This is a genomic window from Jatrophihabitans endophyticus (assembly GCF_900129455.1).
Taxonomy (GTDB): domain Bacteria; phylum Actinomycetota; class Actinomycetes; order Mycobacteriales; family Jatrophihabitantaceae; genus Jatrophihabitans; species Jatrophihabitans endophyticus.
Map to the genome: position 1 here is coordinate 149,113 of NZ_FQVU01000005.1, position 25,742 is coordinate 174,854.

The 25,742-nt window shown below is 73.1% G+C and carries 24 protein-coding genes; 17 read left to right on the plus strand and 7 right to left on the minus strand.

The features are described 5' to 3' along the window. Position 1: 1 nt before the first annotated feature. Both BUE29_RS17380 and BUE29_RS17385 read right to left on the minus strand, forming a co-directional pair. Positions 2-1,171 (minus strand): ABC transporter permease, encoded by a 1,170-nt coding sequence (locus BUE29_RS17380; RefSeq protein WP_073391704.1) that lies wholly within the window; start codon positions 1,169-1,171, stop codon positions 2-4. Further along, positions 1,168-2,091 carry an ABC transporter ATP-binding protein gene (locus BUE29_RS17385; RefSeq protein ID WP_073391705.1) on the minus strand — a complete coding sequence of 308 codons (924 nt, stop codon included), beginning with the start codon at positions 2,089-2,091 and terminating at the stop codon, positions 1,168-1,170. Before BUE29_RS17385 ends, BUE29_RS17380 begins: the two co-directional genes overlap by 4 nt. Before the next feature lie 212 nt (positions 2,092-2,303). Here BUE29_RS17385 and groL point away from each other — a divergent pair, with 212 nt between their 5' ends. Then, entirely contained in the window at positions 2,304-3,932 is a 1,629-nt protein-coding gene (gene groL / locus BUE29_RS17390; protein ID WP_073391706.1) for a chaperonin GroEL, read from the plus strand. Between the two features lie 133 nt (positions 3,933-4,065). Here groL and BUE29_RS17395 read toward each other — a convergent pair whose 3' ends face one another. Beyond that, positions 4,066-4,482: an MSMEG_6728 family protein gene (locus BUE29_RS17395; protein ID WP_073391707.1), complete on the minus strand. Its 417-nt coding sequence runs from the start codon at positions 4,480-4,482 to the stop codon at positions 4,066-4,068. Between the two features lie 210 nt (positions 4,483-4,692). On the opposite strand from BUE29_RS17395, the gene BUE29_RS17400 reads away from it, so the two are divergent. The 14 genes from BUE29_RS17400 to BUE29_RS17465 all read left to right on the plus strand — a co-directional run bounded on the left by BUE29_RS17400 (position 4,693) and on the right by BUE29_RS17465 (position 18,816). Continuing rightward, positions 4,693-4,947 carry an acyl carrier protein gene (locus BUE29_RS17400; RefSeq protein ID WP_073391708.1) on the plus strand — a complete coding sequence of 85 codons (255 nt, stop codon included), beginning with the start codon at positions 4,693-4,695 and terminating at the stop codon, positions 4,945-4,947. A gap of 58 nt (positions 4,948-5,005) precedes the next feature. Beyond that, positions 5,006-6,013 (plus strand): hypothetical protein, encoded by a 1,008-nt coding sequence (locus tag BUE29_RS17405; RefSeq protein ID WP_073391709.1) that lies wholly within the window; start codon positions 5,006-5,008, stop codon positions 6,011-6,013. Next, positions 6,010-6,930, plus strand: coding sequence for a diiron oxygenase (locus BUE29_RS17410; protein WP_073391710.1), 921 nt, complete (start codon positions 6,010-6,012; stop codon positions 6,928-6,930). Before BUE29_RS17405 ends, BUE29_RS17410 begins: the two co-directional genes overlap by 4 nt. 25 nt (positions 6,931-6,955) lie before the next feature. Next, positions 6,956-7,213 (plus strand): acetyl xylan esterase, encoded by a 258-nt coding sequence (locus BUE29_RS17415; protein WP_073391711.1) that lies wholly within the window; start codon positions 6,956-6,958, stop codon positions 7,211-7,213. After that, positions 7,197-8,066: an aminoacyl--tRNA ligase-related protein gene (locus BUE29_RS17420; protein WP_143168229.1), complete on the plus strand. Its 870-nt coding sequence runs from the start codon at positions 7,197-7,199 to the stop codon at positions 8,064-8,066. Before BUE29_RS17415 ends, BUE29_RS17420 begins: the two co-directional genes overlap by 17 nt. Continuing rightward, positions 8,063-8,785: a 4'-phosphopantetheinyl transferase family protein gene (locus tag BUE29_RS17425; protein ID WP_073391712.1), complete on the plus strand. Its 723-nt coding sequence runs from the start codon at positions 8,063-8,065 to the stop codon at positions 8,783-8,785. The genes BUE29_RS17420 and BUE29_RS17425 overlap by 4 nt, the downstream gene beginning before the upstream one ends. After that, positions 8,778-10,187: an NAD(P)/FAD-dependent oxidoreductase gene (locus BUE29_RS17430; RefSeq protein WP_073391713.1), complete on the plus strand. Its 1,410-nt coding sequence runs from the start codon at positions 8,778-8,780 to the stop codon at positions 10,185-10,187. The genes BUE29_RS17425 and BUE29_RS17430 overlap by 8 nt, the downstream gene beginning before the upstream one ends. Further along, positions 10,184-10,864 carry an SGNH/GDSL hydrolase family protein gene (locus tag BUE29_RS17435; protein ID WP_073391714.1) on the plus strand — a complete coding sequence of 227 codons (681 nt, stop codon included), beginning with the start codon at positions 10,184-10,186 and terminating at the stop codon, positions 10,862-10,864. Before BUE29_RS17430 ends, BUE29_RS17435 begins: the two co-directional genes overlap by 4 nt. Positions 10,865-10,928: 64 nt before the next feature. Next, complete coding sequence (locus BUE29_RS17440) at positions 10,929-11,735, plus strand: SAM-dependent methyltransferase (RefSeq protein WP_073391715.1); 807 nt, start codon at positions 10,929-10,931, stop codon at positions 11,733-11,735. A gap of 31 nt (positions 11,736-11,766) precedes the next feature. Beyond that, entirely contained in the window at positions 11,767-13,056 is a 1,290-nt protein-coding gene (locus tag BUE29_RS17445) for a cation:proton antiporter domain-containing protein (protein ID WP_073391716.1), read from the plus strand. Continuing rightward, entirely contained in the window at positions 13,053-14,048 is a 996-nt protein-coding gene (locus BUE29_RS17450) for a ferritin family protein (RefSeq protein WP_073391717.1), read from the plus strand. The genes BUE29_RS17445 and BUE29_RS17450 overlap by 4 nt, the downstream gene beginning before the upstream one ends. A gap of 16 nt (positions 14,049-14,064) precedes the next feature. Beyond that, positions 14,065-15,705 carry a GMC family oxidoreductase gene (locus BUE29_RS17455; RefSeq protein ID WP_073391943.1) on the plus strand — a complete coding sequence of 547 codons (1,641 nt, stop codon included), beginning with the start codon at positions 14,065-14,067 and terminating at the stop codon, positions 15,703-15,705. A 72-nt stretch (positions 15,706-15,777) separates the two neighbouring features. Next, the gene (locus BUE29_RS17460) at positions 15,778-17,070 is read left to right on the plus strand and encodes an aspartate aminotransferase family protein (protein ID WP_073391718.1); all 1,293 of its coding nucleotides are present in this window, start codon (positions 15,778-15,780) and stop codon (positions 17,068-17,070) included. 39 nt (positions 17,071-17,109) lie between these two features. Next, entirely contained in the window at positions 17,110-18,816 is a 1,707-nt protein-coding gene (locus BUE29_RS17465) for an AMP-binding protein (protein ID WP_073391719.1), read from the plus strand. 45 nt (positions 18,817-18,861) lie between these two features. Here the strand turns inward: BUE29_RS17465 and BUE29_RS17470 are convergent, their stop codons facing one another. From BUE29_RS17470 to BUE29_RS22590, 3 genes are all read right to left on the minus strand, one after another. Then, positions 18,862-19,554, minus strand: coding sequence for an SGNH/GDSL hydrolase family protein (locus BUE29_RS17470; RefSeq protein ID WP_159440893.1), 693 nt, complete (start codon positions 19,552-19,554; stop codon positions 18,862-18,864). A gap of 14 nt (positions 19,555-19,568) precedes the next feature. Beyond that, positions 19,569-20,768 (minus strand): AraC family transcriptional regulator, encoded by a 1,200-nt coding sequence (locus tag BUE29_RS17475; protein ID WP_143168230.1) that lies wholly within the window; start codon positions 20,766-20,768, stop codon positions 19,569-19,571. 220 nt (positions 20,769-20,988) lie between these two features. After that, positions 20,989-21,513, minus strand: coding sequence for a MarR family winged helix-turn-helix transcriptional regulator (locus BUE29_RS22590; protein ID WP_159440894.1), 525 nt, complete (start codon positions 21,511-21,513; stop codon positions 20,989-20,991). 229 nt (positions 21,514-21,742) lie between these two features. Between BUE29_RS22590 and BUE29_RS17485 the strand changes: the two genes are divergently transcribed. Both BUE29_RS17485 and BUE29_RS17490 read left to right on the plus strand, forming a co-directional pair. Beyond that, positions 21,743-23,242, plus strand: a complete 1,500-nt coding sequence (locus BUE29_RS17485) for an MFS transporter (protein ID WP_073391721.1) — start codon at positions 21,743-21,745, stop codon at positions 23,240-23,242. Then, entirely contained in the window at positions 23,239-24,444 is a 1,206-nt protein-coding gene (locus tag BUE29_RS17490) for a cytochrome P450 (protein WP_073391722.1), read from the plus strand. Before BUE29_RS17485 ends, BUE29_RS17490 begins: the two co-directional genes overlap by 4 nt. Before the next feature lie 60 nt (positions 24,445-24,504). On the opposite strand, the gene BUE29_RS17495 is transcribed toward BUE29_RS17490, so the two are convergent. Further along, the gene (locus BUE29_RS17495) at positions 24,505-25,662 is read right to left on the minus strand and encodes a glycerophosphodiester phosphodiesterase (RefSeq protein ID WP_073391946.1); all 1,158 of its coding nucleotides are present in this window, start codon (positions 25,660-25,662) and stop codon (positions 24,505-24,507) included. Between the last annotated feature and the right edge of the window lie 80 nt (positions 25,663-25,742).

Below are 25,742 nucleotides of genomic sequence, written 5' to 3' on the forward strand. Positions count from 1 at the left end.
GTCAGCCGAGGTCGGCGACCGCCTCGCCGCGCCACGCGCGGGAGAGCGGGACGCGGGTGCCGCTGTGCAACACCGTCGCCCGGTAGATGCGCGCCGCGACCGCGAGGATCGCCGCCGCTGCGCCGCCCAGCAGCACCACCGCCAGCAGCACGTCGAGCACCGGCACGGTGCCGCCGGCGATGCGGCCGGGCATCGCGACGCACGAGAACGGCGGCACGATCGACACGACGCGCGCCAGCGTGCTGTCCGGGTCGCCGGCCGTCGCGAAGCTCGCGAAGTAGCAGACGGTCAGGCTGAGCGTGACGGGTGCGAGTACGCCCGACACCTCCTCCTGCCGCGACACCGTGGAGGCCAGTGCCGCGGCCAGCGCGGCGAAGAACGCGAAGCCGAGCACGAACCCGACGAAGCCCGTGAGGACGGTGACGAACGCCGACGCGGGTATGGAGATCGTCCCGGCCAGCGTGGACACGACGAGACCGACCGCGCCCAGCGCCAACACCTGGGCCGCGGCGAGCGTGCCGATGCCGAGCAGCTTGCCCACGAGCAGCTGCAGCGGGCGGATGGAGGACAGGATGAGCTCGACGACCCGGCTCGCCTTCTCCTCGACCACGCCCATCGCCACCCAGGTGCAGAACGTGGTCAGCTGCGTGAACAGGACGATGACGGTGATGACCGCGATGGCCCGGCGCTGACCGTCGTCGCCGGAGCCGGTGCTCTCGACACGCAACGGCCGCACCGTGAGCGCTTCGCGGATGTCGTCCGAGGACAGGCCGGCCGCGCCGAGCCGGGTCACGAGCGCGGTGCTCACGTTGACCTGTTGGACGGCGGTGACGACGTCGCCGTCGGTCTCGTCGACGACGAGGCGGCCGCCGGGCAGCACGGCGGCGTCCCAGTCGCCGTCGTCGACGCGGTCGTGCGCCTCGGCGGCGGTGGCGGTGTGAACGGTGAACCGGGGGGTTTCGCTGCGGGCGAGGGCGGCCGCGAGCCCGGGGTGGTCGCCCACGACCGCGACGTCGTAGCGCGGGGTGGAGTCGTCGTCGGAGAACAGCGACGGGACGACGCAGGCCACGACGACGATGAGCAACGCGATCGCGAAGCCGATGCGGAAACCGCGCTGCTGCAGCCTGCTGGTGATCTCGCGGCGGGCCACGAGTCGCACCGCCTCGTTCATGCCGCCGCCTCCGACGTGTCCGTGCCGGCGCCCGCCGACACCGCGTCGCGGTACAGCTCGGCCAGCGACGGCCGGCGCCACCCGAACCGCTCGACCCGGCCGGCCCTGGCCGCGGCGGCGAGCACCGCCTGGTCGTCGTCGGGATCGCGCAGCGCGAGGACGACGGTGGCCCCGTCGCGTTCGCGCACCGTGACCCCGGGTAGTGCGTCGAGCCAGGCGTCGTCGGTGCCGGTGACGGTCACCTCCAGCGCGTCGCGCGAGCCCGTCGCGCGGAGCTCGTCCAACGTCCCCTGCGCGACGACGCGACCCGCACGCACGATGACGACCCGGTCGCACAAGCGCTCGACGAGCTCGAGCTGGTGGCTCGAGAACAGCACGCCGCAGCCGGCCCGGCGACGTTGCCGCAGCACCTCGGCCATGGTGTCGACGCCGACGGGGTCCAGGCCGGAGAACGGCTCGTCCAGGACGAGCAGCTCGGGGTCGTGGACGAGCGCCGCCGCCAGCTGCACCCGCTGCTGGTTGCCGAGCGAGAGCGCCTGCACGAAGTCGCGGGGCTGCGCGACGACCCCCATCTGCTCGATCAGTGCCGCGGCGCCGCGGTCCGCGTCGGCCCGCGACATGCCGTGCAGGCGGCCGAAGTACGCCACCTGCTCGACGACGCGCATCTTCGGGTACAGCCCGCGCTCCTCGGGCATGTAGCCGAAGCGGCGCCGGGCGGTGAAGGTCAGCGGCTCGCCGTGCCAGCGGACCGTCCCGGAGTCGGCGGCGACGAGCCCCATCGCGATGCGCATCGTCGTCGACTTCCCGGCGCCGTTGGCCCCGACGAAGCCCACCAACTCGCCCGGGCGGACGTCCAGCGAGACGCCGTCGAGCGCGGTCGTCGTGCCGTAGCTCTTGTGCAGGTCCACGATGGAGAGCATCGGGCGAACCTATCGCGACGCGGCGGCCCGGACCGCCGGCCACCCGCCCCCGGCGCCTTGCACTCGTGGGGGTCGAGTGCCAGACTCGAATTGGCACTCGGCTAGGCTGAGTGCCAACCGGTGATCGGTGAGGCTCCGCCTGAGCGGGCCGTCCGTCGCGGGCACTGCACGCCGGTACCCGAACCAGTCATCACTAGAGTGAGGACCACCGAATGGCCAAGTTGATCGCGTTCGACGAAGAGGCCCGGCGCGGCCTCGAGCGCGGCATGAACCAGCTCGCGGACGCCGTCAAGGTGACGCTCGGCCCCAAGGGCCGCAACGTCGTGCTGGAGAAGAAGTGGGGCGCTCCCACCATCACCAACGACGGTGTCTCCATCGCCAAGGAGATCGAGCTCGAGGAGCCGTACGAGAAGATCGGCGCCGAGCTCGTCAAGGAGGTCGCCAAGAAGACCGACGACGTCGCGGGTGACGGCACCACCACCGCCACCGTGCTCGCCCAGGCGCTCGTGCGCGAGGGCCTGCGCAACGTCGCCGCCGGCGCCAACCCGATGGCGCTCAAGCGCGGCATCGAGCAGGCCGTCGCGTCGGTGTCCGAGGTGCTGGGCAACCAGGCCAAGGACGTCGAGACCAAGGAGCAGATCGCGGCCACCGCGTCCATCTCCGCGGCCGACACCACGGTCGGCGAGATCATCGCCGAGGCGATGGACAAGGTCGGCAAGGAAGGCGTCATCACCGTCGAGGAGAGCAACACCTTCGGCCTCGAGCTCGAGCTCACCGAGGGCATGCGCTTCGACAAGGGTCACCTGAGCGCCTACTTCGTCACCGACGCCGACCGCATGGAGACCGACCTCGAGGACCCGTACATCCTCATCCACGAGGGCAAGATCTCCAACGTCAAGGACATGCTGCCGCTGCTCGAGAAGGTCATGCAGACCGGCAAGCCGCTGGCGATCATCGCCGAGGACGTCGAGGGTGAGGCCCTCGCGACCCTCGTCGTGAACAAGATCCGCGGCACCTTCAAGTCCGTCGCCGTCAAGGCCCCGGGCTTCGGTGACCGCCGCAAGGCCATGCTGGCCGACATCGCCATCCTCACCGGTGGCGAGGTCATCAGCGAGACCGTCGGCCTGAAGCTGGAGAACGCCGGCCTGGAGCTCCTCGGCCGGGCGCGCAAGTTCACCACCACCAAGGACGAGACGACGATCGTCGAGGGTGCCGGCGAGGCCGACCAGATCCAGGGTCGCGTCAACCAGATCCGGGCCGAGATCGAGAAGTCGGACTCCGACTACGACCGCGAGAAGCTGCAGGAGCGCCTCGCCAAGCTGGCCGGCGGCGTGGCCGTCATCAAGGTCGGCGCGGCCACCGAGGTCGAGCTCAAGGAGCGCAAGCACCGCATCGAGGACGCCGTTCGCAACGCGAAGGCGGCCGTCGAGGAGGGCCTGCTCCCCGGTGGTGGCGTGGCGCTGGCCAACGCGACCGTCTCGGCGTTCGAGAAGCTCGACCTCAAGGGCGACGAGGCCACCGGTGCCAACATCGTCAAGGTCGCGCTGCTCGCCCCGCTCAAGCAGATCGCGGTCAACGCCGGTCTCGAGGGCGGCGTCGTGTCCGAGAAGGTTCTCGGCCTCCAGGTCGGCCACGGGCTGAACGCCGCGACCGGCGAGTACGTGGACATGTTCAAGGAGGGCATCGTCGAGCCGACCAAGGTCACCCGCTCGGCGCTGCAGAACGCCGCCTCCATCGCGGCGCTCTTCCTCACCACCGAGGCCGTCGTGGCCGACAAGCCGGAGAAGGCTCCGGCCGGTGGCGCCCCGGGCGGCATGCCCGGCGGCGACATGGACTTCTGAGTCCACCCCGTTCCACACCGAAGGCCGGTCCCCACTGCGGGGGCCGGCCTTCGGCGTCCCGCGCGTTCCCCGCTTCCTCGGCGAGTTGGTTGATCAACAGGGCTGTTGATCAACCAACTCGCCGAGGAAGGCGTCAGACGGGCCAGACGTAGGGCAGGTCGGCGGGCTCGGACCAGCCGTAGCGGCCGTAGAAGTCGGGGTCCTTGCGCAGCAGGTTGCTGCGGTGGCTGGCGTGCACGGCGTCGTCGCCGACCCAGTCGGGCAGGAAGACCCGCCGGCCCTCCTCGCGGGCGTGGTCGGCGAGCTTGGCGCGCACCGTGTCGGCGTTGCCGCGACGGTCCCACTCGTCGCAGACGGCCAGGCCGTAGCGCAGCAGCGCGGGCTCGTAGCCGCGCCACATCCGGACGGCGGGGTGGTTGCGCCAGCCCCGTGTCACGCCGTCGAGGGCGCGGATGATCTGGAACGCCTCGACGCGCTGCTTGCCGAGCCGGGCGTCGTCGAGGACGCGGGCCGATTCGGCGAAGTCGGGTACCGGGAGGAACGTCTGCACGCTGATGTCCCTACCCGGCCGGTCGTCTCGCGACCGCCGCGCTTGGCCCGTAGCCACAAGTTGCTGGCCGCTGCGAACAACTTTGCGGAATTGGGCCGTAACTAGCGTCGATCGGGTCAGGACGGTCGAGGCGGACACGACGCCACGAACCGTGCGGCATCGTCCCGCCGTCTCGTACGGCACACACCGCCCGCTGGGAGCCATGGACGCATGACCACGACGCAGGAACTGACCGGCAAGGTCCGCGAGCTCATCGGCCAGATGTCCCCGCTCGGCGAGACCGAGGCCTCGTCGCAGCAACGGCTGATCGAGGACCTCGGCTACGACTCGGTGTCGTTCCTCGAGCTGGCGCTGGCCATCGAGTCGGAGTTCGACATCTTCGCCGTGGACGAGGAGCAGGCCGCCAATCTCGTCACGGTGGGCGACATCGAGACGTTGGTCGTCACCCTGTCCGACGCCGGCTGACCGGCGCGGGCACCCGTCGATGACGACGATCCATCGCGCACGTGGCGCGGCTTGCGGCGTGGCCGCACGGCCGACCGACTGGCCGGCCGCCCTGGAGCGCATCTGGCCGATCCCGGCCGATCATCGCGACGCCCAGGTCGATCGCGTCGCCGCGCTGGACATGCTGCGCTGCGGTGAGACCGCACTGGACGAGCTGGTGGCGGCCGGATTGCCCGCCGACGACCGTGACGGCGGGCAGTACTTCGACCGCTTCGACCTGTTCAACCTGGCCCTGGCGTCGGGCTCGGGCACCTCGGTGCCCGAGCGGGCGATCCGTTACGCCCTGCGCTGGATGCAGGGCGGTCCGCCGACCTGGGTGCAGCCGCTGCACTGGACCTTCGACATCGAGCTGCAGTGCCCCGCGGGCTCGTGCCCGGCCGACGCGGCGGGCGAGCCCTCCTGGTGGCACGCGCGACTGGACCCCGAGCACGGCGGTGGCGCGCTGACGGAGTTCGCCACGACGCCGCCGGGCCGGCTGCGCGCCGACGAGCGCATCGAGCTGGCCGGTGTCGGACCCGTCGCCCTGCGCGGGTCGCTGACGACCCGCGGCGAGCTGATGCAGCTCGTGTCGCCGACACTGCGCGCGCTGACCGACGACTTCCTCGCGGCCGGGTACGCGTGGGGTCGGATGCCCGAGCTGCTGCAGCGCGAGTACGACCGGGTGGTCGCCGCGGGCATGGCGCCGTGCATCTCGGCGTCGCTCTACCTGCAGCGAGAGTTCCGGCGGGCCGGCTACGACGCGCGGACCCGGCGAGGCTGGCTGCTCGGGATGCTCGACCTCGCCCACTCCTGGATCGAAGTCGTCGACGACGACGGGGTCGTCAAGGTCGTCGATCCCGTCTTCAGCCGGCTGGTCGAACACGCGGACCGGCCGCATCCCGAGCTCGCCCGGGCCGTCCTCGGCTCCCGGGTCAACCGGCTGCTCCCCGCGGCGATCCCGGCCGACGGCGACATGGTCGGCCACCGCTGCGGCGGGCGGCACAGCACGCCGCTACGCCGAACCGTGATCAGGAGGACGGCCGCATGACCGACACCCTCGACGTCCGGGCCGACGTCCTCGGCCGGACGCTGTCCGCCGACCCGCGCTTCAAGCAGATCCTCGATCGCCTGGTCGCGATGTCCGAACGCGACTACTACGACCCGTACCGCCTCTTCGACTGGCCCGCGACCGTGGTCGAGGACGCGTGGTGGATGTCGCCGGAGCTGATGACCACGCACGGCACCGCGGTGGCGGAGCGGCTCGACGAGCACGAGCTGATGGCGCTCAGCAAGTGGGAGAGCGTCAACTTCTACAGCCTGAACGTCCACGGCATCCGTGAGCTGCTGACCGAGATGGTGGCCCGCGTCCACATGCCCGGCTACGAGGTCACCTCGGAGTACTTCCACCACATCATCGGCGAGGAGAACGACCACATGTGGTTCTTCGCCACCTTCTGCCTGCGGTACGCGGGCACGATCTACCCGAACGCGTCGATGAGCTTCCCGGGCGCGGGCATTCCCGAGGCCGACACCTTCCTCGTCTTCGCGCGGCTGCTGCTGTTCGAGGAGCTCGTCGACGTCTTCAACCAGCGCATGGCGGTCGACGACCGCCTCGACCCCACGATCCGCAAGATCAACGCGGTGCATCACCAGGACGAGTCGCGCCACATCGCGTTCGGCCGGCAGATCGTCGCGCTGCTGCACGCCGAGCTGCGTCGCACCCTGCCCGCGGCGCGGATCGCCGATCTCGAGGCCTACCTCAAGCGGTACATGCGCTCGTCGGCCGAGTCGTTGTGCAACCCGGCGGCGTTCGCGGACGCGGGCATCGCCGCCCCGTACGAGGCGCGGCGCCAGGTGCTCGCCGACCCCGCGTTCGACGGCTTCGTCGCCCGAACCTTCAAGCGCTCCACCGGCTTCATGACCCAGGAACACATCCTGTCCGACGACACCATCCCGGCGCTGTGATGACGGCGCCAGGACGGAGGCACGCATGACCGAGGCCCGGACCACCGACGACAGCGACCTGGTGCTGACGTACCTGCTCGCCCGCCGACCCGATCTGAGCTCGATCGACGAGGATCTCGACCTCATCGACAACCGGGTGATCGACTCGCTCAGCTTCGTCAACTTCCTCTACGTGCTCGAGGAGGCCACCGGCCGGTCCATCTCGATGGACCAGGTGTCCCCGGAGGACTTCCGCACCCTGCGTCGGATCCGCGAGAGGTTCTTCGGTGACCCGGCTGCGTAGCGACCGCGAGGGGGCCGCGCGGGGGGCGGCCCCCCTGGTGGTGCTGGCGGACGCCGAGCTCGCGCTGCGCGACGGACTCGACCGACTCTTCGCCGGCTGGGGCGCAGCGGTCGGGGCGCGGGCGACCGCCTACCAGACCCTGTTGCCGGTCGACGCGCTCCGCACGATCGACTACTGGGACAACTTCCCGCACCTCGCGCTGCTGGCAGCGCCCGCCCGGGAGACCGGGTACGACCGGTTGGCCGCGGCGGCCGCGGACGGGGCGTTCCCGCCGGAGGTGCTCGACGCCGCCGGGTACGCGCTGCCGTCGGCGGCCTGCTACGCCGCGTACCTGCACCTCGCGGGCCAGGTCGTGCCCGACGACCACAAGATCACGACGGTGGCGACGTGCTTCCGGCGCGAGACCCACTTCGAGGGGCTGCGGCGGCTGCTGTCGTTCACCATGCGCGAGATCGTCTGCGTCGGCGGGCGTGACGCGGCGCTGGAGCACCTCGAGTCGTCCACCCGCAGGCTGCTCGACTTCAGCGCGCGGCTGGGCCTGCCGCTCGAGGTCGAGGTGGCGTCCGACCCGTTCTTCGACCCCAACGCCTCGCGTTCGGTGGTCGCCAAGCTCTTCCCGGTCAAGCAGGAGTTCGTGTACCGCGCACCCGGTCACGACGCGGGCCTCGCGATCGCGTCGGTGAACTTCCACCGCAACTTCTTCGGCGAGCGGTGCGGCATCACCACCGGCACCGGAGAGGCGGCGTACACCTCGTGCGTCGCGTTCGGGCTGGAGCGGTGGATCGCCGCGCTCACGAGCGAGTTCGGCAGTGACCACGCCGAGCTCGGCGAGCGGTTGCGAGCGGCCGCGTGACGCCGGGGGGCGCGACGGCGAACGGAGCGGGCCGGATCACCACGAGCACGCTGCAGCTGTTCGGCCGGCCGGTGATCGCCTGCCACGCCCGGATCCGGCCGCCCGCCGGCCTCGCGGCCGGACCCGGCCTACGCCTGCTCAGCGACGAGGAGCAGGAGCGCTGCGCCGGCATCGAGATGCCTGCCGGGCAGCTGGAGTTCGTCGCGGGGCGCGTCCTGGCGCGCCGGACGCTCGGCCGCATCCTCGGGCTGCCGGCGCGACGGGTGCCCCTGGTGCTCGACGACTCGGGACGGCCGCGACTGGCCGGCCGGGACGGCCGGCGACGGGCCCTGGACTTCAACCTGTCGCACTCGGGCGACCGCGTGGCGCTGGCGGTCGGGTGGGGCGTCCGCGTCGGGGTCGACATCGAGCTGCGCGTCCCACGTCCGGCGGCCGACGCGCTCGCCCGTCGCTACTTCAGCAGCGCCGAGAACGACTACCTGCGCCGCCGCCCCGACGCGCGCTACCGCGAGCGCTGGTACCGGATCTGGACCACCCGCGAGGCGAACGCGAAGGCGCGCGGGATCGGCGTCCGCGGCATCGCGGCACCGCTGGACGGCCACGGGCACGCGTGGCAGCGCCGTCACCTCGCCCTGCCCGCCGCGTACGCGGGCACGGTCGTCGGGCTCGCGCCCACCACCACCATCGCGCCCATCGAGAGGACACGTTCGGATGGCTGACACCCAGGTGCTCGTGATCGGCGGTGGGCCGGCAGGCTCCACCGCCGCGACCCTGCTCGCCCGCCACGGGGCGGACGTCACGCTCTTCGAGGCGGCGAGGTTCCCGCGCTACCACATCGGCGAGTCGATCCTGCCGTCCGCGCTGCCGATCCTCGAGCTCACCGGGGCGCGCGAGAAGATCGAGGCGCACGGCTTCGTGAAGAAGATGGGCGCCTACTTCGAATGGGGGCCGGAGAACTGGGACCTCAACTTCGACCACCTCTCCGGCTCCGACCGGCACAGCTACCAGGTGATCCGCTCCGAGTTCGACCAACTGCTGCTCGACCACGCCGGCACGCAGGGCGTCACCGTCCACGAGGGACGCAGGGTGACGGCGCTCGACTTCGACGGGGACCGGCCCGTGCGCGCCCACTGGAGCGAGGGCGACGAGAGCGGCTCGACGTCGTTCGACTTCCTCGTCGACGCGTCCGGGCGTGCCGGGGTGATGGCCACGAAGTACCTCGACAACCGCGTCTACCACGAGGCCTTCCGCAACGTCGGGATCTGGGGCTACTGGCAGGACGCCGCGCCGCTCGACTGCGGCCCGCAGGGCGCGATCGCGGTCTGCTCGGTGCCCTACGGCTGGTTCTGGGCCATCCCGCTGCACGACGGGACCACCTCGATCGGGCTCGTGATCAAGAAGACCGCGCTCAACGACGAGCGCGCCCGGCTCGGCAGTCTCGACGCCGTCTACGCCGACGCGATCTCGCAGTGCCCGCGCATCGCGACGATGACGGCGGGCGCGAGCAGGGTCACCGATCTCAAGGTCGAGCAGGACTACTCCTATGCCGCCGAGACGTTCGACGGCCCGGGCTACCTGCTCGCCGGTGACGCCGCGTGCTTCCTCGATCCACTGCTCTCGACCGGCGTGCACCTCGCCACGTTCAGCGGCCTGCTGGCGGCGGCGACGGTGTCGAGCGTGCTCGACGGCGAGCTCGACGAGAGCGAGGCGAGGTCGTTCTACACGAAGGCCTACCACCAGGCGTACGAGCGGCTGCTCGTCGTCGTGTCGTTCTTCTACAACAGCTACAACCGCAAGACCCAGTTCTTCGAGGCCGACAAGCTCACCCGGCGCGAGCGTCACATGCTCAACCTCTACGAGTCGTTCCTGCACATCGTCACCGGGGTCGAGGATCTGCAGGACAGCGTCGACGGGGGGACGGCGCTCGACGCCGTGGCCGAGCGGCTCGCGCACTCCGGTCAGCTCGTCGCCGGTCACAACGAGGCCATCAACGCGATGCCGACCTCGCCGCAGACCTCCGTCGCCGGCTTGTTCCTGGAACTGGAGCCCCGGCTGCGGTTGCGCCGCGCCGTCGCCGTCCGCGAGCCCGAGGCCGTGCCGCCGGGCGGGGGCGCGCGATGACCGACGTCGCGGACCGGGTCGACGAGTCGAACGACCCGTACTGCCTGTCCGACGCCGCGGTGCGCCACGAGCTCGCCGGCGCCCCGTGGCGACGGTTCGGGGTCATCGGCGACAGCCTGGCCGAGGGGCTCGGCGAGGACGTCCCCGGTTACCGCTCGCTGCCGTGGGCCGAACGGGTGCGCGACGCGATCGCCCAGGTCGCCCCGGCACCACCGGCGTACTGCAACCTGGGCCGTCGCCAGCTCACCGCCGCCGAGATCCGCGACGGCCAGCTGCGCGAGATCACGCAGTTCGGTCCCGACCTCGCGGCGGTCACGGCGGGCGGCAACGACCTGTTCGGCCGCGGCTTCGACCCCGACGGCGTCGAGCGCGCGGTCGAGCAGATGGTCGCCACGCTGCGTGCGAACGGGGCCGACGTCATCACCTACGGGCTCATGGACATCGGCGCGGCGTGGCCACGACTGGCGATGCTGCGACCCCGCATGGTCACGCTGAACACCCGGATGCGGGCCGTCGCCGAGCGCCACGACGCCGTCCACGTCGACATGTGGGAGCACCCGATCTGCGGCGACCGGTCGGCGTACAGCACGGACATGCTGCACACCTCGATGCGCGGTCACGCGGTCCTCGCCGCCGAGACGGTCAAGGCACTCGGCGCCCGGTTGCGACGCGGCTAGACCACCGACCGACCCGTTCGATCCGATCCGGCCGCACGACGGCCGCCAAGCGCAGGAGCTCGCCATGACCGAATCCCCGGCCTGGGTGACACCCGACGTCGACACCAGCCAGCCGAGCATCGCCCGGCTCTACGACTACCTGCTCGGCGGCACGCACAACCTCGAGAAGGACCGCGCGCTCGGCCGGGAGGCGATCAAGGCCGCGCCGGGGATCATCATGCTGATCCGGGAGAGCCGCAAGTTCCTGCAGCGGGCGGTGCGCTACGCGCTCGACCAGGGCGTGGACCAGTTCCTCGACCTCGGCTCCGGCATCCCGACCCGGGGCAGCGTGCACGAGACCGCGCAGTCGCTCGACCCCCAGGCGAAGGTCGTCTACGTCGACCGCGACCCCACCGCTGTGGCGCACGGCCAGTACCTGCTCTCGGCCAACCCGCGCGCGACGAGCGTGCGCGGCGACCTGCTGGACCCCGACGCGACGCTCGCGCAACCGGGCGTCGGTGCGCTGCTCGACCTGGACCGACCGGTGGCGATGCTGCTGCTGTCGGTGCTGCACTTCTTCGGCGACGACGACGTGCTGCCGGCCCTCGCCGAGTACCGACGGCGGCTCGCACCCGGGAGTCTGCTCGTCGTGGCGACCGCGACCAGCGAGGAGCAGGACGGCTCGGCGACCCGCGTCCAGGACGTGTACTCGCACGAGTTCGCGACCTTCGAGCTGCGCAGTCGTGACCGGGTCGCGGCCCTGTTCGGCGACTACGAGCTCGCCGAGCCCGGCATCGTGTTCCCGACCCAGTGGCGCCCGGCCAAGCCGAGCGACGTCGGGGCCGACCCCACGCGGTACAGCTACCTCGTCGGCGTCGGATGCAAGCACTGAGCGGGGACAGGCCGGACCCCGCCCGACGACGATGACGACCCTGCTGCTCGACCTCGCGGTGCTCGCCGCGGTGGCGGCCGCGGCCGGGTGGCTGATGCGCCGGTTGCGGCAACCCGCCGTGGTCGGCGAGATCGCCGCCGGCGTGCTGCTCGGCCCCACCCTCGTGCCGGCCCACGTGTCGGCGACGCTGCTGCCGGCCGGCCCCCGTAGCGCCGTGCTCGCGCTGGCCGACGTCGGGCTGGCGCTGTTCATGTTCCTCGTCGGGGCCCGTCTCGAGACGGGACGGGAACGGCGGCTGGGACGACGCACCGCGACGATCAGCGTCGCGGCGATGCTGCTGCCGCTGGGCCTGGGCGTCGGGCTCGGGCTCGCCCGCGTGTCGACGGTCGCCGCCGACGACCGCGCGGCCTTCGTCGTGTTCATGGGCGTCGCGCTGTCGGTGACCGCGTTCCCCGTGCTCGCCCGCATCCTGCGCGAACGCGGCTTGGACCGCACCGTCATCGGCGCCGAGGCGTTGACCGTGGCCGCGACGTGCGACGTCGCCGGGTGGGCGCTGCTCGCGCTCGCCGCCACGCTCGCGTCGACCGCGTCCTGGCACATCGCGCTGCTGCCGGTCTACGTCGCGGCGATGATCCTGGTCGTGCCGCGCGTGCTGCGTGTCGTGCTCGACGGCCGCGGCCCGAAGGACCGCACGACCCAGCTGACGATCGTCCTCGTCGGCCTGCTCGCCTCGGCCGCGGCGACGGACGCCATGGGGCTGCACCTGATCTTCGGTGCGTTCGTCTTCGGCGTCGCGCTGCCCCGCGACAGCGAGATCCGAGGGTGGCTGATCGCCGCCGTCGAGCCGGTGACGGTTGCCGTGCTCATGCCGATCTACTTCGTGGTGACGGGGTTGGCGGTGGACCTGTCCGGATTCGGGCTCACGGCCGTCGGCCTGTTGCTCGTGGTGCTCCTGCTCGCCTTCGGCGGCAAGCTGCTCGGCGGTTACGTCGGTGCCCGCGCCGGCGGGCTGGGCCCACTCGACGCGGTCACCATGGCCACGCTGCTCAACACCCGTGGCCTCACCGAGCTCGTCGTCCTCGCCGCCGGCCGGGAGCTCGGCCTGCTCGACCCCGTCACCTACGCCGTGCTCGTGCTGATGGCGCTGGCGACGACGGCGGCCGCCGGTCCGCTGCTCACCCTGGTCGCGCGGCGCGGTGGGCGTGCCCTGCAGCCGGTGACCGGCGACCACGACGGCGTCCCGCCCGACGTCGGCAACGGCGTCACCGCACCACCACCCGTCCGCCGCGCCACCCGGACCCCGCAGGAGAGTGAGAGATGACCACCGACACGACCGACGTCGCGCGCATCGCCCTGGGCTTCGTTCCCGACATCACCGACGCCGAGCCGGGGCGCCCGGCCACGCTGGCCACCTCGGCCGACCTCTACCTGCGGTGGGAGCGGCAGCAGTGGCAGGTCGGTCAGGTGCGCCCCGCGCGCGACCTGCCGGTGTGGTCGGCGCTGCGGCCGTTCTTCAAGGCCGAGCTGCTCGCCGCCCTCGCCGAACTGGAGGTCGGCGAGGTCACCGTCACCCACACGCTCGGCAGCCTGGTCGAGCGGCCGCCCACCGACGACGACCAGATCTACCTGTGCACCCAGCTCGCCGACGAGGCCCGGCACGTCAGGTTCTTCCAGACCTACCTCGACGACGTGTGCGGTGCCGACGCCGGGCGCAGCCGGGTCGAGCTCGACGTCGCCCCGGACTACGAGAAGGTCTTCGCGCCGATGCTCACCGCGGCCACCGGCCGGGTGCGCGAGGCCGACAGCGATGTCGCGGACTGGTACCGCGCGCTCGTCCAGTACCACCTCGTCACCGAGGGCATGCTCGCCGCCACGGCGCTGCGCACCACGCGCTACCTCGCCCGCCGGCTGCAGCTGACCGCGCTCGACGAGGGGTTGACCAACGTGACGCGCGACGAGTCGCGCCACGTGGCGTTCGGGCTGCGGGCGGCGCAGGACGGCGTCGCCGCGGGGTACGGCGAGGTCATCCGCGACGCGCACCTGCACGCGCTCGACGCCGCCGCCCAGGTACTCGTCCGGCCGTCCCGGCGCAGCACGCTGCCCAGGATCAGGATGGCGGCGCAGAGCCGCCGGCGGCAGTGGCAGGAGCAGCTCGACATCGCCGAGGACCGCCTGCTCAAGCAGCTGCGGATGATCGGACTGGCCGACGCCCGACCGGCGGCCCAGGCGGCGTGGCGCGCGGCCGTGGACTCGGCGCTGGACCTCTACGAGCAGCGGTGGGGTGGGCCGCACCCGCTCCGGCACGCGTCGTGAGGCGAGGGCGGACACGATGACCGGTGCCGGCACGCTCGTCGCCGACTACGTCGTCGTGGGCGCCGGGTCCGCCGGCTGCGTCCTCGCGTCGCGGCTGAGTGCGGTTCCGGACACGAGCGTCGTCCTCGTCGAGGCGGGGGACGCCGACCGTCGTGCCGAGCTGAGCGTGCCGGCGGCCTACCCCCGGCTGTTCGGCACGTCGGCCGACTGGGGGTTCGAGACCGTCGCGCAACCGGGTCTGGGCGGCCGGCGCGTGGCCTGGCCGCGCGGCCGGGTGCTCGGGGGGAGCTCGGCCCTGAACGCGCAGATCTGGACGCGGGGACATCCGGCCGACTTCGACGCGTGGGCCGCGGCCGGCTGCAGTGGATGGGCGTGGGCCGACGTCCTGCCCTACTTTTGCCGGGCCGAGCAGCTGACCGGTGCAGTGGCGACGGCGCCGGCCGAGCGGCCGTCACCCCGCGTAGACCGTCCCGGCGCGCTCGGCCGGCACGGCTCGGTGCGCCTCACCGGCCTGCGCGACCCCAGCCCCGCCACCGCGGCGTTCCTCGCCGCGTGCGCGCAGGCGGGCCTGCCCCGGCTCGCCGCCGAGGGGGACGGACGGGACGAGGGGTACGCGCCGGTCCTCGTGACGCAGCACCACGGCCGCCGGTGGAGCGCGGTCGACGCCTACCTGCGTCCGGCTGCCGGACGCGACTCGTTGACGGTGCTGACCGGGGCGCGGCTGCGCGCGATCACCTTCGACGCCGCCGCCGCCACCGGCGTCGAGGTCGTGACCGCGGCCGGGGTCGTGCACGTCGCGGCCCGGCGGGAGGTGCTCCTGGCGGCGGGCGCGATCGGCAGCCCCTGGGCCCTGCTCGACGCCGGCATCGGCGACGCCGCGGCGCTGCGGGCCGCCGGCCGGCCGGTGCGGGTGCACCGCCCGGAGGTCGGCCGCAACCTCGCCGACCACCTCTACGTCCCGGTCTCGGCCACCTCACCGCACGCGCTGTCGCCCGGGGTCGGCGACCAGCGGGCGGGCGCCGCCGAGTACCTCGCCCGCCGGCGCGGGCCGCTCACCTCGAACCTGGCCGAGGCGCTCGCGTTCGTCCGCACCGACCCCGCCCTGGTCGCACCGGACATCGAGCTGCTCTGGCTCGTCGTGCCCCGGTTGGACCAGCCGTCGCGCCACGGCGTGACCGTGGCGAGCGTGCTGCTGCAACCGGCCAGTCGCGGTCGGGTCGCGCTCGACCCGGCCGCTCCCGACGCCGCGCCGGTGATCGACGCCGGCTACCTCACCGATCCGGACGGCGCGGACCTGACGACGCTGCTGCGCGGGGTCGCCCGGGCCCGGCAGGTGCTGACACGCCCCGCGCTCGCGGCGTGGTGCGACCCCGACCTGGCCGGCGGCGACGTCGCCCTGTGCCGTGGGTCGGCACAGACCCTGTACCACCCGGTCGGCACGTGCCGCATGGGCGCCGACGCCGACGCGGTGCTCGACCCGCAGCTGCGGGTGCGCGGGGTCGAGCGGCTCCGCGTCGTCGACGCCAGTGCGATGCCGACGATCACGCGGGCGCACACGCAGGCACCGACGGTGATGCTCGCCGAGCGGGCCGCCGACCTCGTCGTCGCCGACTCGCCCGCGCGCCGCGAGCGGGCGCCCGCCGGCGTCCCCGGTTGACCGACCACGACCGACGCCGCGCTCACCGACCGACACCGCGCTCACCGACTGCCGCAGCCCACGGAGCCACCGATGACAGCAACGACAGCACCCACGGACCCCGCCGCGGAACGGGCCGACGTGCTCGCGGACTACCGGCGCCACGTCGGCGCCGGTGCCGCCGCACTCGCCGAGGCCCTGGCGCTGCCCGTCGAGGCGCGCAGCGAGGGCGCCTACCTCTGGGACACGGCCGGCCGGCGCTACCTGCAGTGCGGCGGGTATGGCGTGTTCATCCTCGGCCACCGTCCCGCGCCGGTCGTCGCGGCGCTGCACCGCCAGCTCGACCGGCATCCGATGAGCGGCCGGCTGCTGCTCTCGGCCGAACTGGCCGAGGCCGCCGCTGCGCTCGTCGCGGTGACACCGGACGGCCTCGAACGGGTCTACTTCGGCTGCACCGGCGCCGAGGCGGTCGAGACGGCGCTCAAGCTGGCCCGCGCCAACGGCCGCCGGCGCATCGTGGCGATGACCGGTGGGTTCCACGGCAAGACGCTCGGGGCGCTGAGCGTCACCGACCGGATGTCGTTCCGCGTGCCGTTCAAACCGCTGCTGCCCGACGTCGAACGGGTGCCGTACGGCGACGTCGACGCGCTGCGTGCCACGCTGCGCGACGGGCCGCCCGCGTGCGTGATCGTCGAGCCGGTGCAGGGCGAGGGTGGGGTCCGCATACCCCCGGACGGGTACCTCGCCGCCACGCGCGACGTGACCGCCGAGCACGGCGCCCTGCTCGTGGTCGACGAGATCCAGACCGGGCTCGGCCGGCTCGGCCGGTGGTGGGGCTGGCCCGACGACGCCGGCACGCCGGACCTGCTGCTCGTCGGCAAGGCGCTGGGCGGTGGCTGCGTGCCCGTCAGCGCGGTGCTGAGCACCGCGGAGGTGTTCCGGCCGCTCGATCGCAATCCCCGGCTGCACACCTCGACGTTCTCGGGCTACCCCCTCGGCATGGCCGCGGTCACCGCCACGCTGCGCCACCTGCAGGCCGCCGCGATCCCCGATCGCGCGGCGTCGCTCGGCCGGGCCCTGCTCGCCGGGGTGCGGGAGGCCGCGATGCGCGCGGCCGAGGGGGTGGTGCGCGACGTCCGCGGCCGCGGGCTGCTCGTCGGCGTCGAGCTCGCGCGTCCCGAGCAGGCGGCCGCGTTCACCGCCGCCCTCGTCGGCAACGGGGTGCTGCCCACGTCCTCGCTCGGCGCCGACACCGTCGTCCGGCTCTGCCCGCCCGCGGTGCTCGACGACGCCGACCTCGACACGCTGATCCGGGCCTGCGCCGCCGCCTTCGCCGCGCTGCGCCCCGGCGACGGTCGCACCGGCCCGGCATCGGGCGATTCCTGACCGACCGACCCATCCACCCACCGACGTCCCGGAGGAATCATGCACCTGCTCTCGTGGCTCGACGAACCGGCGGACGACCGCGGGGTGCACCTGTACGACCCCGACACCGGGTGGCGGCTGCGCAGCTACGCCGAGCTCGCCGCCGAGGTGCATCGGGTGGCGGCCCGGCTGCGGGCGACCGGCGCGCGTCCCGGGGACGTGGTCTCGCTGGTGCTGTCCGCGCCGTGGTCGTTCGTCACCGCGTTCTGGGGCACCGTCGCCGCCGGCATGGTCCCCTCGCCGCTGGCCTCGCCGCTGACCTTCGGCGGCCTCGAGCACTACGTGCCCCACCTCGCGGCCGTCTTCGCCACCGGCGAGCCGGCGGTCGTGCTCACCGACGACGCGCTCGCCGACGTCGTCGCCACCGCCGTGGCCGCGTCGCGGTGCGCCCCGCAGGTGACCCGGCTCGAGTCGGACGGCGCCGGTGTCGGCGACGGCGCCGCCGACACCCGGGTGACGCCCCGCGCGCCCGGCGAGCTCGCGCTGCTGCAGTTCACCTCGGGATCCACGGGCGCGCCCAAGGGCGTGCGCATCAGCCGGGCCGCGCTCGAGGCGAACGTCGCCGCGATCCGTGGATGGCTGGGCTGGCGCGACGAGGACGTGTTCGCCAGCTGGCTGCCGCTCTACCACGACATGGGGCTCATCGGCGGCATGGTCACGCCGATCGCGTCCGGTACCGAGCTGTGGCTGCTCACGCCGGACCAGTTCGTCCGCTCGCCGCTGGTCTGGCTCGAGTGCTTCGGCCGGCACGGGGCGACGCTGACGACGTCGCCGAGCTTCGGCTACGGCTATACGGCCCGGCGGGTGCGGCCCGACGACCTCGCGGGCCTGGACTTCTCCCGATGGCGCGTCGCCATCCTCGGCGCCGAGCGGATCGACCCGGCCGCCGTGGCCGCGTTCCACCGACTCGTCGGCCCGCACGGGTTCGATCCGGACGCGCTGGTCGGGGCCTACGGGTTGGCCGAGGTCACGCTCGCCGCGTCGGGCACGCCGCCGCGGTCCGGCGTACGGCTCGTCCGCACCGCGACGACCGCGTTGGCGGTGGGGGAGCCGGTGACGATCGGCGACGTCGGGCGCCTCGGCGTCGACGACGTGCACGGCGCGGGGTGGATGACCAGCTGCGGTGTGGCGCTCGACGGGCTCGCCGCCCGCATCGTCGACGACGACGGCGCCGAGCTCCCCGAGGGCGTCTTCGGCGAGATCGAGCTGACCGGCGACTCGCTGGCCGACGGTTACCTGGTGAACGGTGACGACGGACCGCGCGCGGTGTCGTTCGGCGCGAGCGGGCTGCGCACCGGCGACTCCGGCTTCGTCGACGACGGCGAGCTGTTCGTGGTGGGGCGGCTGGGCGAGTCCATGAAGGTGCGGGGGGCGAGCATCCACGCCGAGGACGTCGAGCTCGAACTGGCCGAGCTGGACGGGGTGCCGCGCGTCCGGTCGGGGGTGGCGTTCGGCTTCCTCGACGGCGCGCACGTGGCCGCGGTCTTCGTCGAGGGCGACGAGATCGACCCCCGGTGGGTCGAGGCGGCCACGGCCCGGGTCCGGGTGCTGACGGCGCGGACGGCCGAGCCCGTGGTGCTGCGCGGCGCACGCGGGGCGATCGCGCGCACGTCGAGCGGCAAGCCGCGACGCCGCACGATGTGGAGCGAGTTCGTCACCGCCGACCCCAAGTGGACGGCGGCCCACGGGCGGGTGCCGCAGGCCTGACCCGGGCATCCGGCCCCGTGTCGGGCACCGGCAGCGCCGGTCGCGTCACGCCGCCAGTCGGCGGGCGAGTCGTTTGATCGTCTCGGCGCCGAGCACCGCGTGTCCCCGCATCGACGAGTGCAGCATGTCCGAGCTGAACATGTCGCGGTCGCGGCAGGTCGGGTGCGGCCACATGTCCACGAGCAGCGCGCCGCGCCGATCGGCGACGGAGCGGACGGCGGCGTTCAGCGTCGCGAACTGTGCCTCGAGCCCCGCGAGCTCCGGGATGGCCTTGGTGATGTTCATCAGGCAGTAGGTCACGACCTCGGCACCGGAGTCCCGCAGCGGTGCGACGATGCCGTCGATCTCGGCCTCGACGCGATCCGGGTCGTAGGACCTGCTGAACACGTCGTTGCCGCCGCAGACCAGGGCGACCACGTCGGGGGCGAAGTCCAGGGCGGCGCCGAGCTGCTGCTCGCGCACCTCGGCCGAGACGAGGTTGCGCAGGCCGAGGTTGCGGTACGCGAGCTGCGGTTGCTGCCGGGCCAGGGCGTCTCGCGTGCGGTCGGCCCAGGTGAGCGTCCGGTAGCCGGGGGTGGGTTCGCCCAACCCCTCGGCGAGGCTGTCGCCCAGGACGGCGAAGCGCGTCCACGGTGCACCGTCCAGCAGGCGATCCGCCTCGGCGTCGGACAGGCAGTACGTGTCGGTGTCCTCGGCGTGCTCGGGCTCCTGGACGTCGGAGAGCTGGAGATCGGTCACGGGTCGTGGCTCCTTCATCGGGTCGGGTGGGAGTCGGACGACGGCGTCGTGGGGACACCGACGGCGGCGAAGTCCCGCGCGGCGTGCGGGTAACGACGGCGGGCGAGCGGGGAGTGCAGCATCATGTACTCGCGCGGGCAGCGGCCGTACCAACGCTGGAACGCGTGGTTGAACGACGCCGGGTTGGCGTAGCCGAGCTGCACGGCTGCCTTCGACGGTGGGATGCCGCTGCTGAGCATGTCGGCGGCGAGGGTGCGGCGGGTGGCGTCGAGGATCGCGCTGAACGACGTCGCCTCCTCGGTCAGCCACCGGCGCAGGGCCCGGTCGCTGGTGTGCATCGCGGACGCGACCTCCGAGATCGACGCCACCCGCGGGAACGAGCGCAGCACGCGCTGCTGCACCCGCTCGCGCACCGTCGCGGTGCTGCGGCGTGCGGCCACGAGGTGCTCGCACTGGCGTTGGGCGAGTGCGAGCGCGAGGTCGTTCGCCGTGGGCGTGCGGACGTCGAGCCGGTCGCTGTTCACCACGACCTCGTCGTACTGCTGCGAGAAGTGGACCGGTGCCTGCAGGATCCGTTCGTGGTGGGTGGCCCCCCGGGGCCGGTCCTGCGTGACGTTGACCGAGTGCAGCCACCCCGGCCACGGGATGGTGTCGCGCAGCAGCGTCACGATGCCGCCCAGCGAGCGATTGCGGAAGAACGGGCGGATGTCGTCGGGAACGGTCGAGTCGTCGACGCGCATGCGGACCCGCCCGTCCGGCTCGTCCCACACGGCGGTGATGTCGCACAGTGCGTAGGACAGGTCGAGGAAGCGACCCCCGAAACGGATCTGTTCGCGCAGCGTCGGCGCGCACATCAGCCCCCACCCGAACACGCCGTAGGTGGTGACGCGGTACTGCTGGGCGACCCGCAGGCCGAGCATGCCCTCGTCGTCCTCGGACGAGGTGAGGTTCGCGGCGAGGTTGCGGGCGACCGCGACCTCCTGCGCGCGGTCGATGAAGACGTCGGGATCGAGCAGCGTGTCGGTCGACAACCCGGAACCGGCGAGGACGCGCTGGGCCGTCAACCCGCTCTGCTGTGCGATGCGCACCATCATGTGGGCGCTGCCGATGCCGATGGCCGACGCGCGCGAGCCCGGGGCCGGGTGAGGCTCCGGCCGTGCCGGGCGGCCGACCGACGACCTCGGCGTCGTCGACCTCGACGGTGGTGCGGTCACGTGTCACCCTCCTGGTAACGCGGGTTCCGCTGACTCGTGCTACTTCCGGGGGTTGCTCACCGACTCGTGTCGATGACGGCCGTCACCGGATCCGGGCATGCTGAATCCGGCGCGCGACGGTGGTGCTGTGTCGCGTGCGGCGGTGGGCCTTCGGCGGGCTGACCGACCCGCGGGTCAGGTCAGGAGAGCGGCGTCCAGAGTTCCTCCCTCGCCGGCCGGGTCACTGTCCGCCGCGAAGGGTGCAGTTGGCCGCGTCGCCGATGACGTCGAGCCAGGCCCGGGCGCCGTTGCGCTGCGAGCGGGTCAGCGGGGCCTCGAAGCTCTGCTCCGTGGCGCGGACGGCAGCGGTGGCGGCCCGCAGCAGCTGCCACCCCGCGTCGGTCAGCTCGGTCTCGTACAGGCGGCGATCGCGCGGGTTGACCCGCCGCGAGACCAGCTCGCGGGCCTCGAGACCGTTGCACAGTTCCTGCGCCGACTGCCGCGTCATGGAGATGACCTGGCCGAGGTCGGCGGCCGAGATCCCGGAGCGGTTGGCGAGGGTCAGCAGCGCGGCGTACTCCGAGATCGACAGGTCGTACTGCGCGAGCTCGCGGGCCACCGCGTTGCGCAGGTTCAACCACGCCTGCCGCACCAGGAAGGTCAGGCAGGTGGAGAACTCGAGGTCGGCCTCGGGCATCGGCACCGCGTCCTCGTCGACGGGGACGCCCACGTCGATGCCGGCGGCGGTGTCGGCGCGCTTGGGCACGGGGAGCGTCCTCTCGACGGGCGGTCGGTGAGCGGTGCCGGGTCGTGCTGTCGGCGGCCTCGCGTGGTCCGGAGTCGACAGGCTACCTGACGAAGGGTCGACAGGCCACCTGACGAGAAGTCGACAGGCTCCCTGTCGATGTATTGACAGGCTACCTGTCGACCTTGCATCCTCGGCTCGTCCTCGTAGCGCCCGGTGATGCGCGAAAGCGCGCGAAAGGTGCCGTCGCATGACCGCAACGACAGACCCGACCACGTCGCCGGAACGCTCCGCCGCGCCCGCCCGGGTGCTCGGGCTGTGTTGCGGCGCCACCTTCATCGCGTTCCTCGACCTGTCGGTCGTCAACATCGCGTTCCCGGCCATCCTCGACGACTTCCCGGGAACTGCCATCGACACGCTCACGTGGATCGTCAGCGGGTACACCGTGCTGTTCGCCGCCCTGCTCACCCCGGCGGGTCGCATCGCCGACGTGCTCGGCCGGCGCGAGGCGTTCCTCGTCTCGCTCGTCGGCTTCACCGTGGCGTCGCTCGGGTGCGGTGCCGCGCCGTCGGTAGGGTGGTTGATCGCGGCCCGCCTGGTGCAGGGCGCGATGGCCGCCGGCATGATCCCCGCGGCGCTGGGGCTGATCCTCGCCACGACGCCGCGGGAACGCATTCCGCGGGCGGTCGCCGCCTGGTCGGCCGCCGCGGGCTTCTCGGCGGTGATCGGCCCCGCGGTCGGCGGCGCGCTGCTCGAGGTGTTCGGCTGGCGGGCGGTGTTCTTCGTCAACGGCCCGTTCGGGGTGCTGCTGTTCGTCGCGGGCATCGCGACGCTGCCCGCCCGCACGGGCCGGGGCACACGACGACTGCCCGACCCCCTCGGCACCGTCGCCCTCGCCGTCGGCGTGGCGGCGCTCGTCACCGGGCTCACCGAGGGCGACCGGTGGGGCTGGGGCGATCCCCGCACCGTGGGGCTGCTGGTGCTCGGGGTCGTCCTCGTCGTGGCGACCTGGTTCCGGTCGCGCGGTCACGCCGCCCCGGCCGTGGACGTGACGGTCTGGCGGGACCGGCGCTACCCGTTCGCCAACGCGGGCCTGGGCGTGCTGAGCGTCGCGATGTTCGCCTGGATGCTGGGCGGCCCGCTGTTCACGACGTCGATCTGGGGTTGGAGCACGATGCAGACGGCAGGGGCGCTGAGCATCGGTGCCGTCGCCTCGATGATCGCCTCGCTGCTCGCCGGACGGATCGCCGCGCCGCGATCGCAGGTGGCCGTGGCCGTGCTCGGCTGCCTCGGCTTCGCCGGCAGCAACGCGATCTGGGCGTCGAGCCTGTTCGGGCCGGATTCCGACTTCTGGGGCGGCTGGGTGCCTGCCGCCCTGCTGGGCGGCGGCGGTCTCGGCCTGGCGCTCACCTGCCTGTCGGCGGTGGCCGCGGCCACGGTCCCGCCGCAGAAGTTCGCGGTCGGCATCGGGATGACGCTGACCACCCGCCAGCTCGGCGGGGCGATCGGCGCGGCCGGGCTGGCCGCGATCATCTCCTCCAGCGCGGTGCCCGGCAGCGTCGCCTCGTTCCACCGGGTGTACGCGAGCGCGGCGATCGTCAGCGTGGTGGCGGCCGCCGTCGTCGTCGGGCTGGCCCTCGCGGTGCGACGAACGGCTGCGGCGGCGACGCCCGCGGCCGGATCGCCGTCACCGGCGCCGTCCCCGGCGGTGTCCCCGGCGGCGGGCCGGTCGGTCGGCGTGAGCGAATGAGTTGCGGTCGGGAGCCCGCGCAGCTGCCGCTGCGGCGGTCGGTGCCCACCGAGGTGCCGGCCGACTACGCGGCGCTGCGTCGGGCGGGGCCGGTCTGCCCGGTGCTGACCCCCGTCGGTGACCCCGGCTGGCTCGCGCTGGGGCACGCCGCGGCCAAGCAGGTGATGACCGATCGTCGGCTGAGCCGGGCGGCGGCGTGCGCGCCACAGGCTCCCCGCATGCTGGCGCAGCCCCCGAATCCGGACGTCATCCTCTACATGGACGCGCCGCGCCACTCGCGGGTCCGGCGGGTGGCCTCGGCCGCACTCGACGCGTTGCCGTTGCCACAGCTGCGCGAGCTCGTCGAGGGCATCGCCGACGACCTGCTCGCGGCCATGGCACGCTCCGGCGGCCCGGTCGATCTCAACGCTGCCTTCGCCCGGCCGTTGCCGCTGCGGGTGATCTGCGCCGTGCTCGGGGTGAGCGATGCCGACATGCCGGCCTTGACGCGGTGGACGGAGGCCATCTTGTCGCTGGGCGGCGAACCGCAGGAGCGGATGGCCGCGATGCTCGCGATCAGGGACCACTTCGGGGTGCTCGTCGACGAGCGCCTCGCCCAGCCGGCCGACGACGCCGTCAGCCGCATGCTGGCCGCGTCGGCGCTCGACGCGGCCGGCCCGCTCGACCGCGACGAGCTGGTCTCGCTGACCATGACGCTGCTCATCGCCGGGCACGAGTCGAGCGTCACCGTCCTGGCCAACGCGGTGCTGCTGCTGCTCGCCGACCCCGAGCAGCTCGCCGACCTGCGTGCGGACCCGGCGCTCATGCCGCAGGCGGTCGAGGAGCTGCTGCGTCTGGCCATGCCCGGCACGTCGCCCTTCCTGCGCGTGGCCACCGAGGATCTCGACATCGCCGGATGCCCGGTGCGTGCCGGTGAGGCGGTGACGGTCAACTACGAGAGCGCGCACCGCGACCCGACCGTCTTCCGCGACGCCGACCGCCTCGACCTGCGGCGCAGGTCGCCGGCGGGCAGCAGCCTCTACTTCGGCTTCGGCCCGCACTTCTGCCTCGGTGCGCAGATCGCGCGAACGCAGCTCGAGGTCGGGCTGGCGGCGTTGCTGGCGCGCTTCCCCGCCCTGCGGCTCGCCGTGCCGCCCGCGGAGCTGGCCTGGCGCGACGACGCCGCGCTGGGCGGGTTCGCCGCGGTGCCCGTCACCTGGTGATCGCAGCCCGCGGCCGCTCGTGGCGGCAGGAGCTCACCTGCCGCCACGGGCGGGTGCCGGTCAGCGGTGGGGGCGCCCCGCCGCGATCCAGAGCGCGCGCGCCTGGACGGCGGTGTCGCTGTCGTCGCTGAAGACGCCGTCGACGCCGAGGGAGTAGAAGAGCCGGTACTCGGCCAGCGCGTCGCCGTAGTCGCCCGGGTTCGTGCCGCGCCGGTAGTCCGCGGGCAGGAAGGTGTTCTCGTTGCGGAACGTGTAGGGGACGACCTTCAGCCCGGCCCGGTGCGCGTCGGCGACCAGCGACGTCGGCGCGAGCAGCTTCTGCGCCGCGTCGCGGGGGACGATCTGGTTCTTCTCCGGGCCCAGCCACGTCGCGTAGGTCGCGACCTGTCGCAGTCCGCCGGCCGAGGTGATGTCGGCGTAGGTGCGCGGGTCGCCGGCGGCGACGAAGTCGGCGGGTGCGCCCGTCGCCGAGGTGAGCTGGACGAGGGGGAGCGGCGTCCGCGCGTGCAGGTAGCGCAAATTGGCCACCTCGAAGGACTGGATGACGGTCGGGATCACCGGGTGACGCCCGGCGAGACCGTTGCGGCGCAGCACCGAGAGCACGCGGTCCTCCATGGGCAGCCCGATGGAGCGGAAGAACGTCGAGTGCTTGATCTCGGGGACGATGCCGATCGTGCGGTGGTAGCGGTGCGACAGGGACTCGACCTGGTCGATGTCCTCCTGCAGCGTCGGGATCCGGTCGAGCCCGTTGTAGAGCGTGTTGTGCTGCCGGACGTCGGGAATTCGCTCGACCGCGCGCAAAGTACGCAGCTCCTTGAGCGTGAAGTCGAAGGTGAACCAGCCGGTGGTCTTGACGCCGTCGATGGTGACCGTCCGCTTGCGGCTCGCGAACTCGGGGTGGCTGGCGACGTCCGTGGTGCCGCCGATCTCGGGCTCGTGCCGGTCGACGAGCTGGCCGTCCTTGGTGGGGACGAGGTCGGGTTCGAGGTAGTCGGCGCCGAGCTGGGCGCCGAGGCGGTAACCCGACGCCGTGTGCTCGGGACGGTAGCCGGCGGCGCCACGGTGACCGAAGACGGTCGGCGTCGCGATCGTGGTGGTCGAGCCGGAGCCGTGGCGGGGTCCGGCCTGGGCCGTCCCCGTCGAGACGAGCGTCGCGGTCAGCGCGGCGGTGGCGGCGATCGCCGCGGTCACCGTGCCGACGCGGAAGGTCCTGCGCATGGGCACTCCCGGGAGGTGAGACGTGTGGGGTCGTGCACAACGTCGTGCCCGCAGGTGGCCGTCGGTAAGCCGGCAAGCAT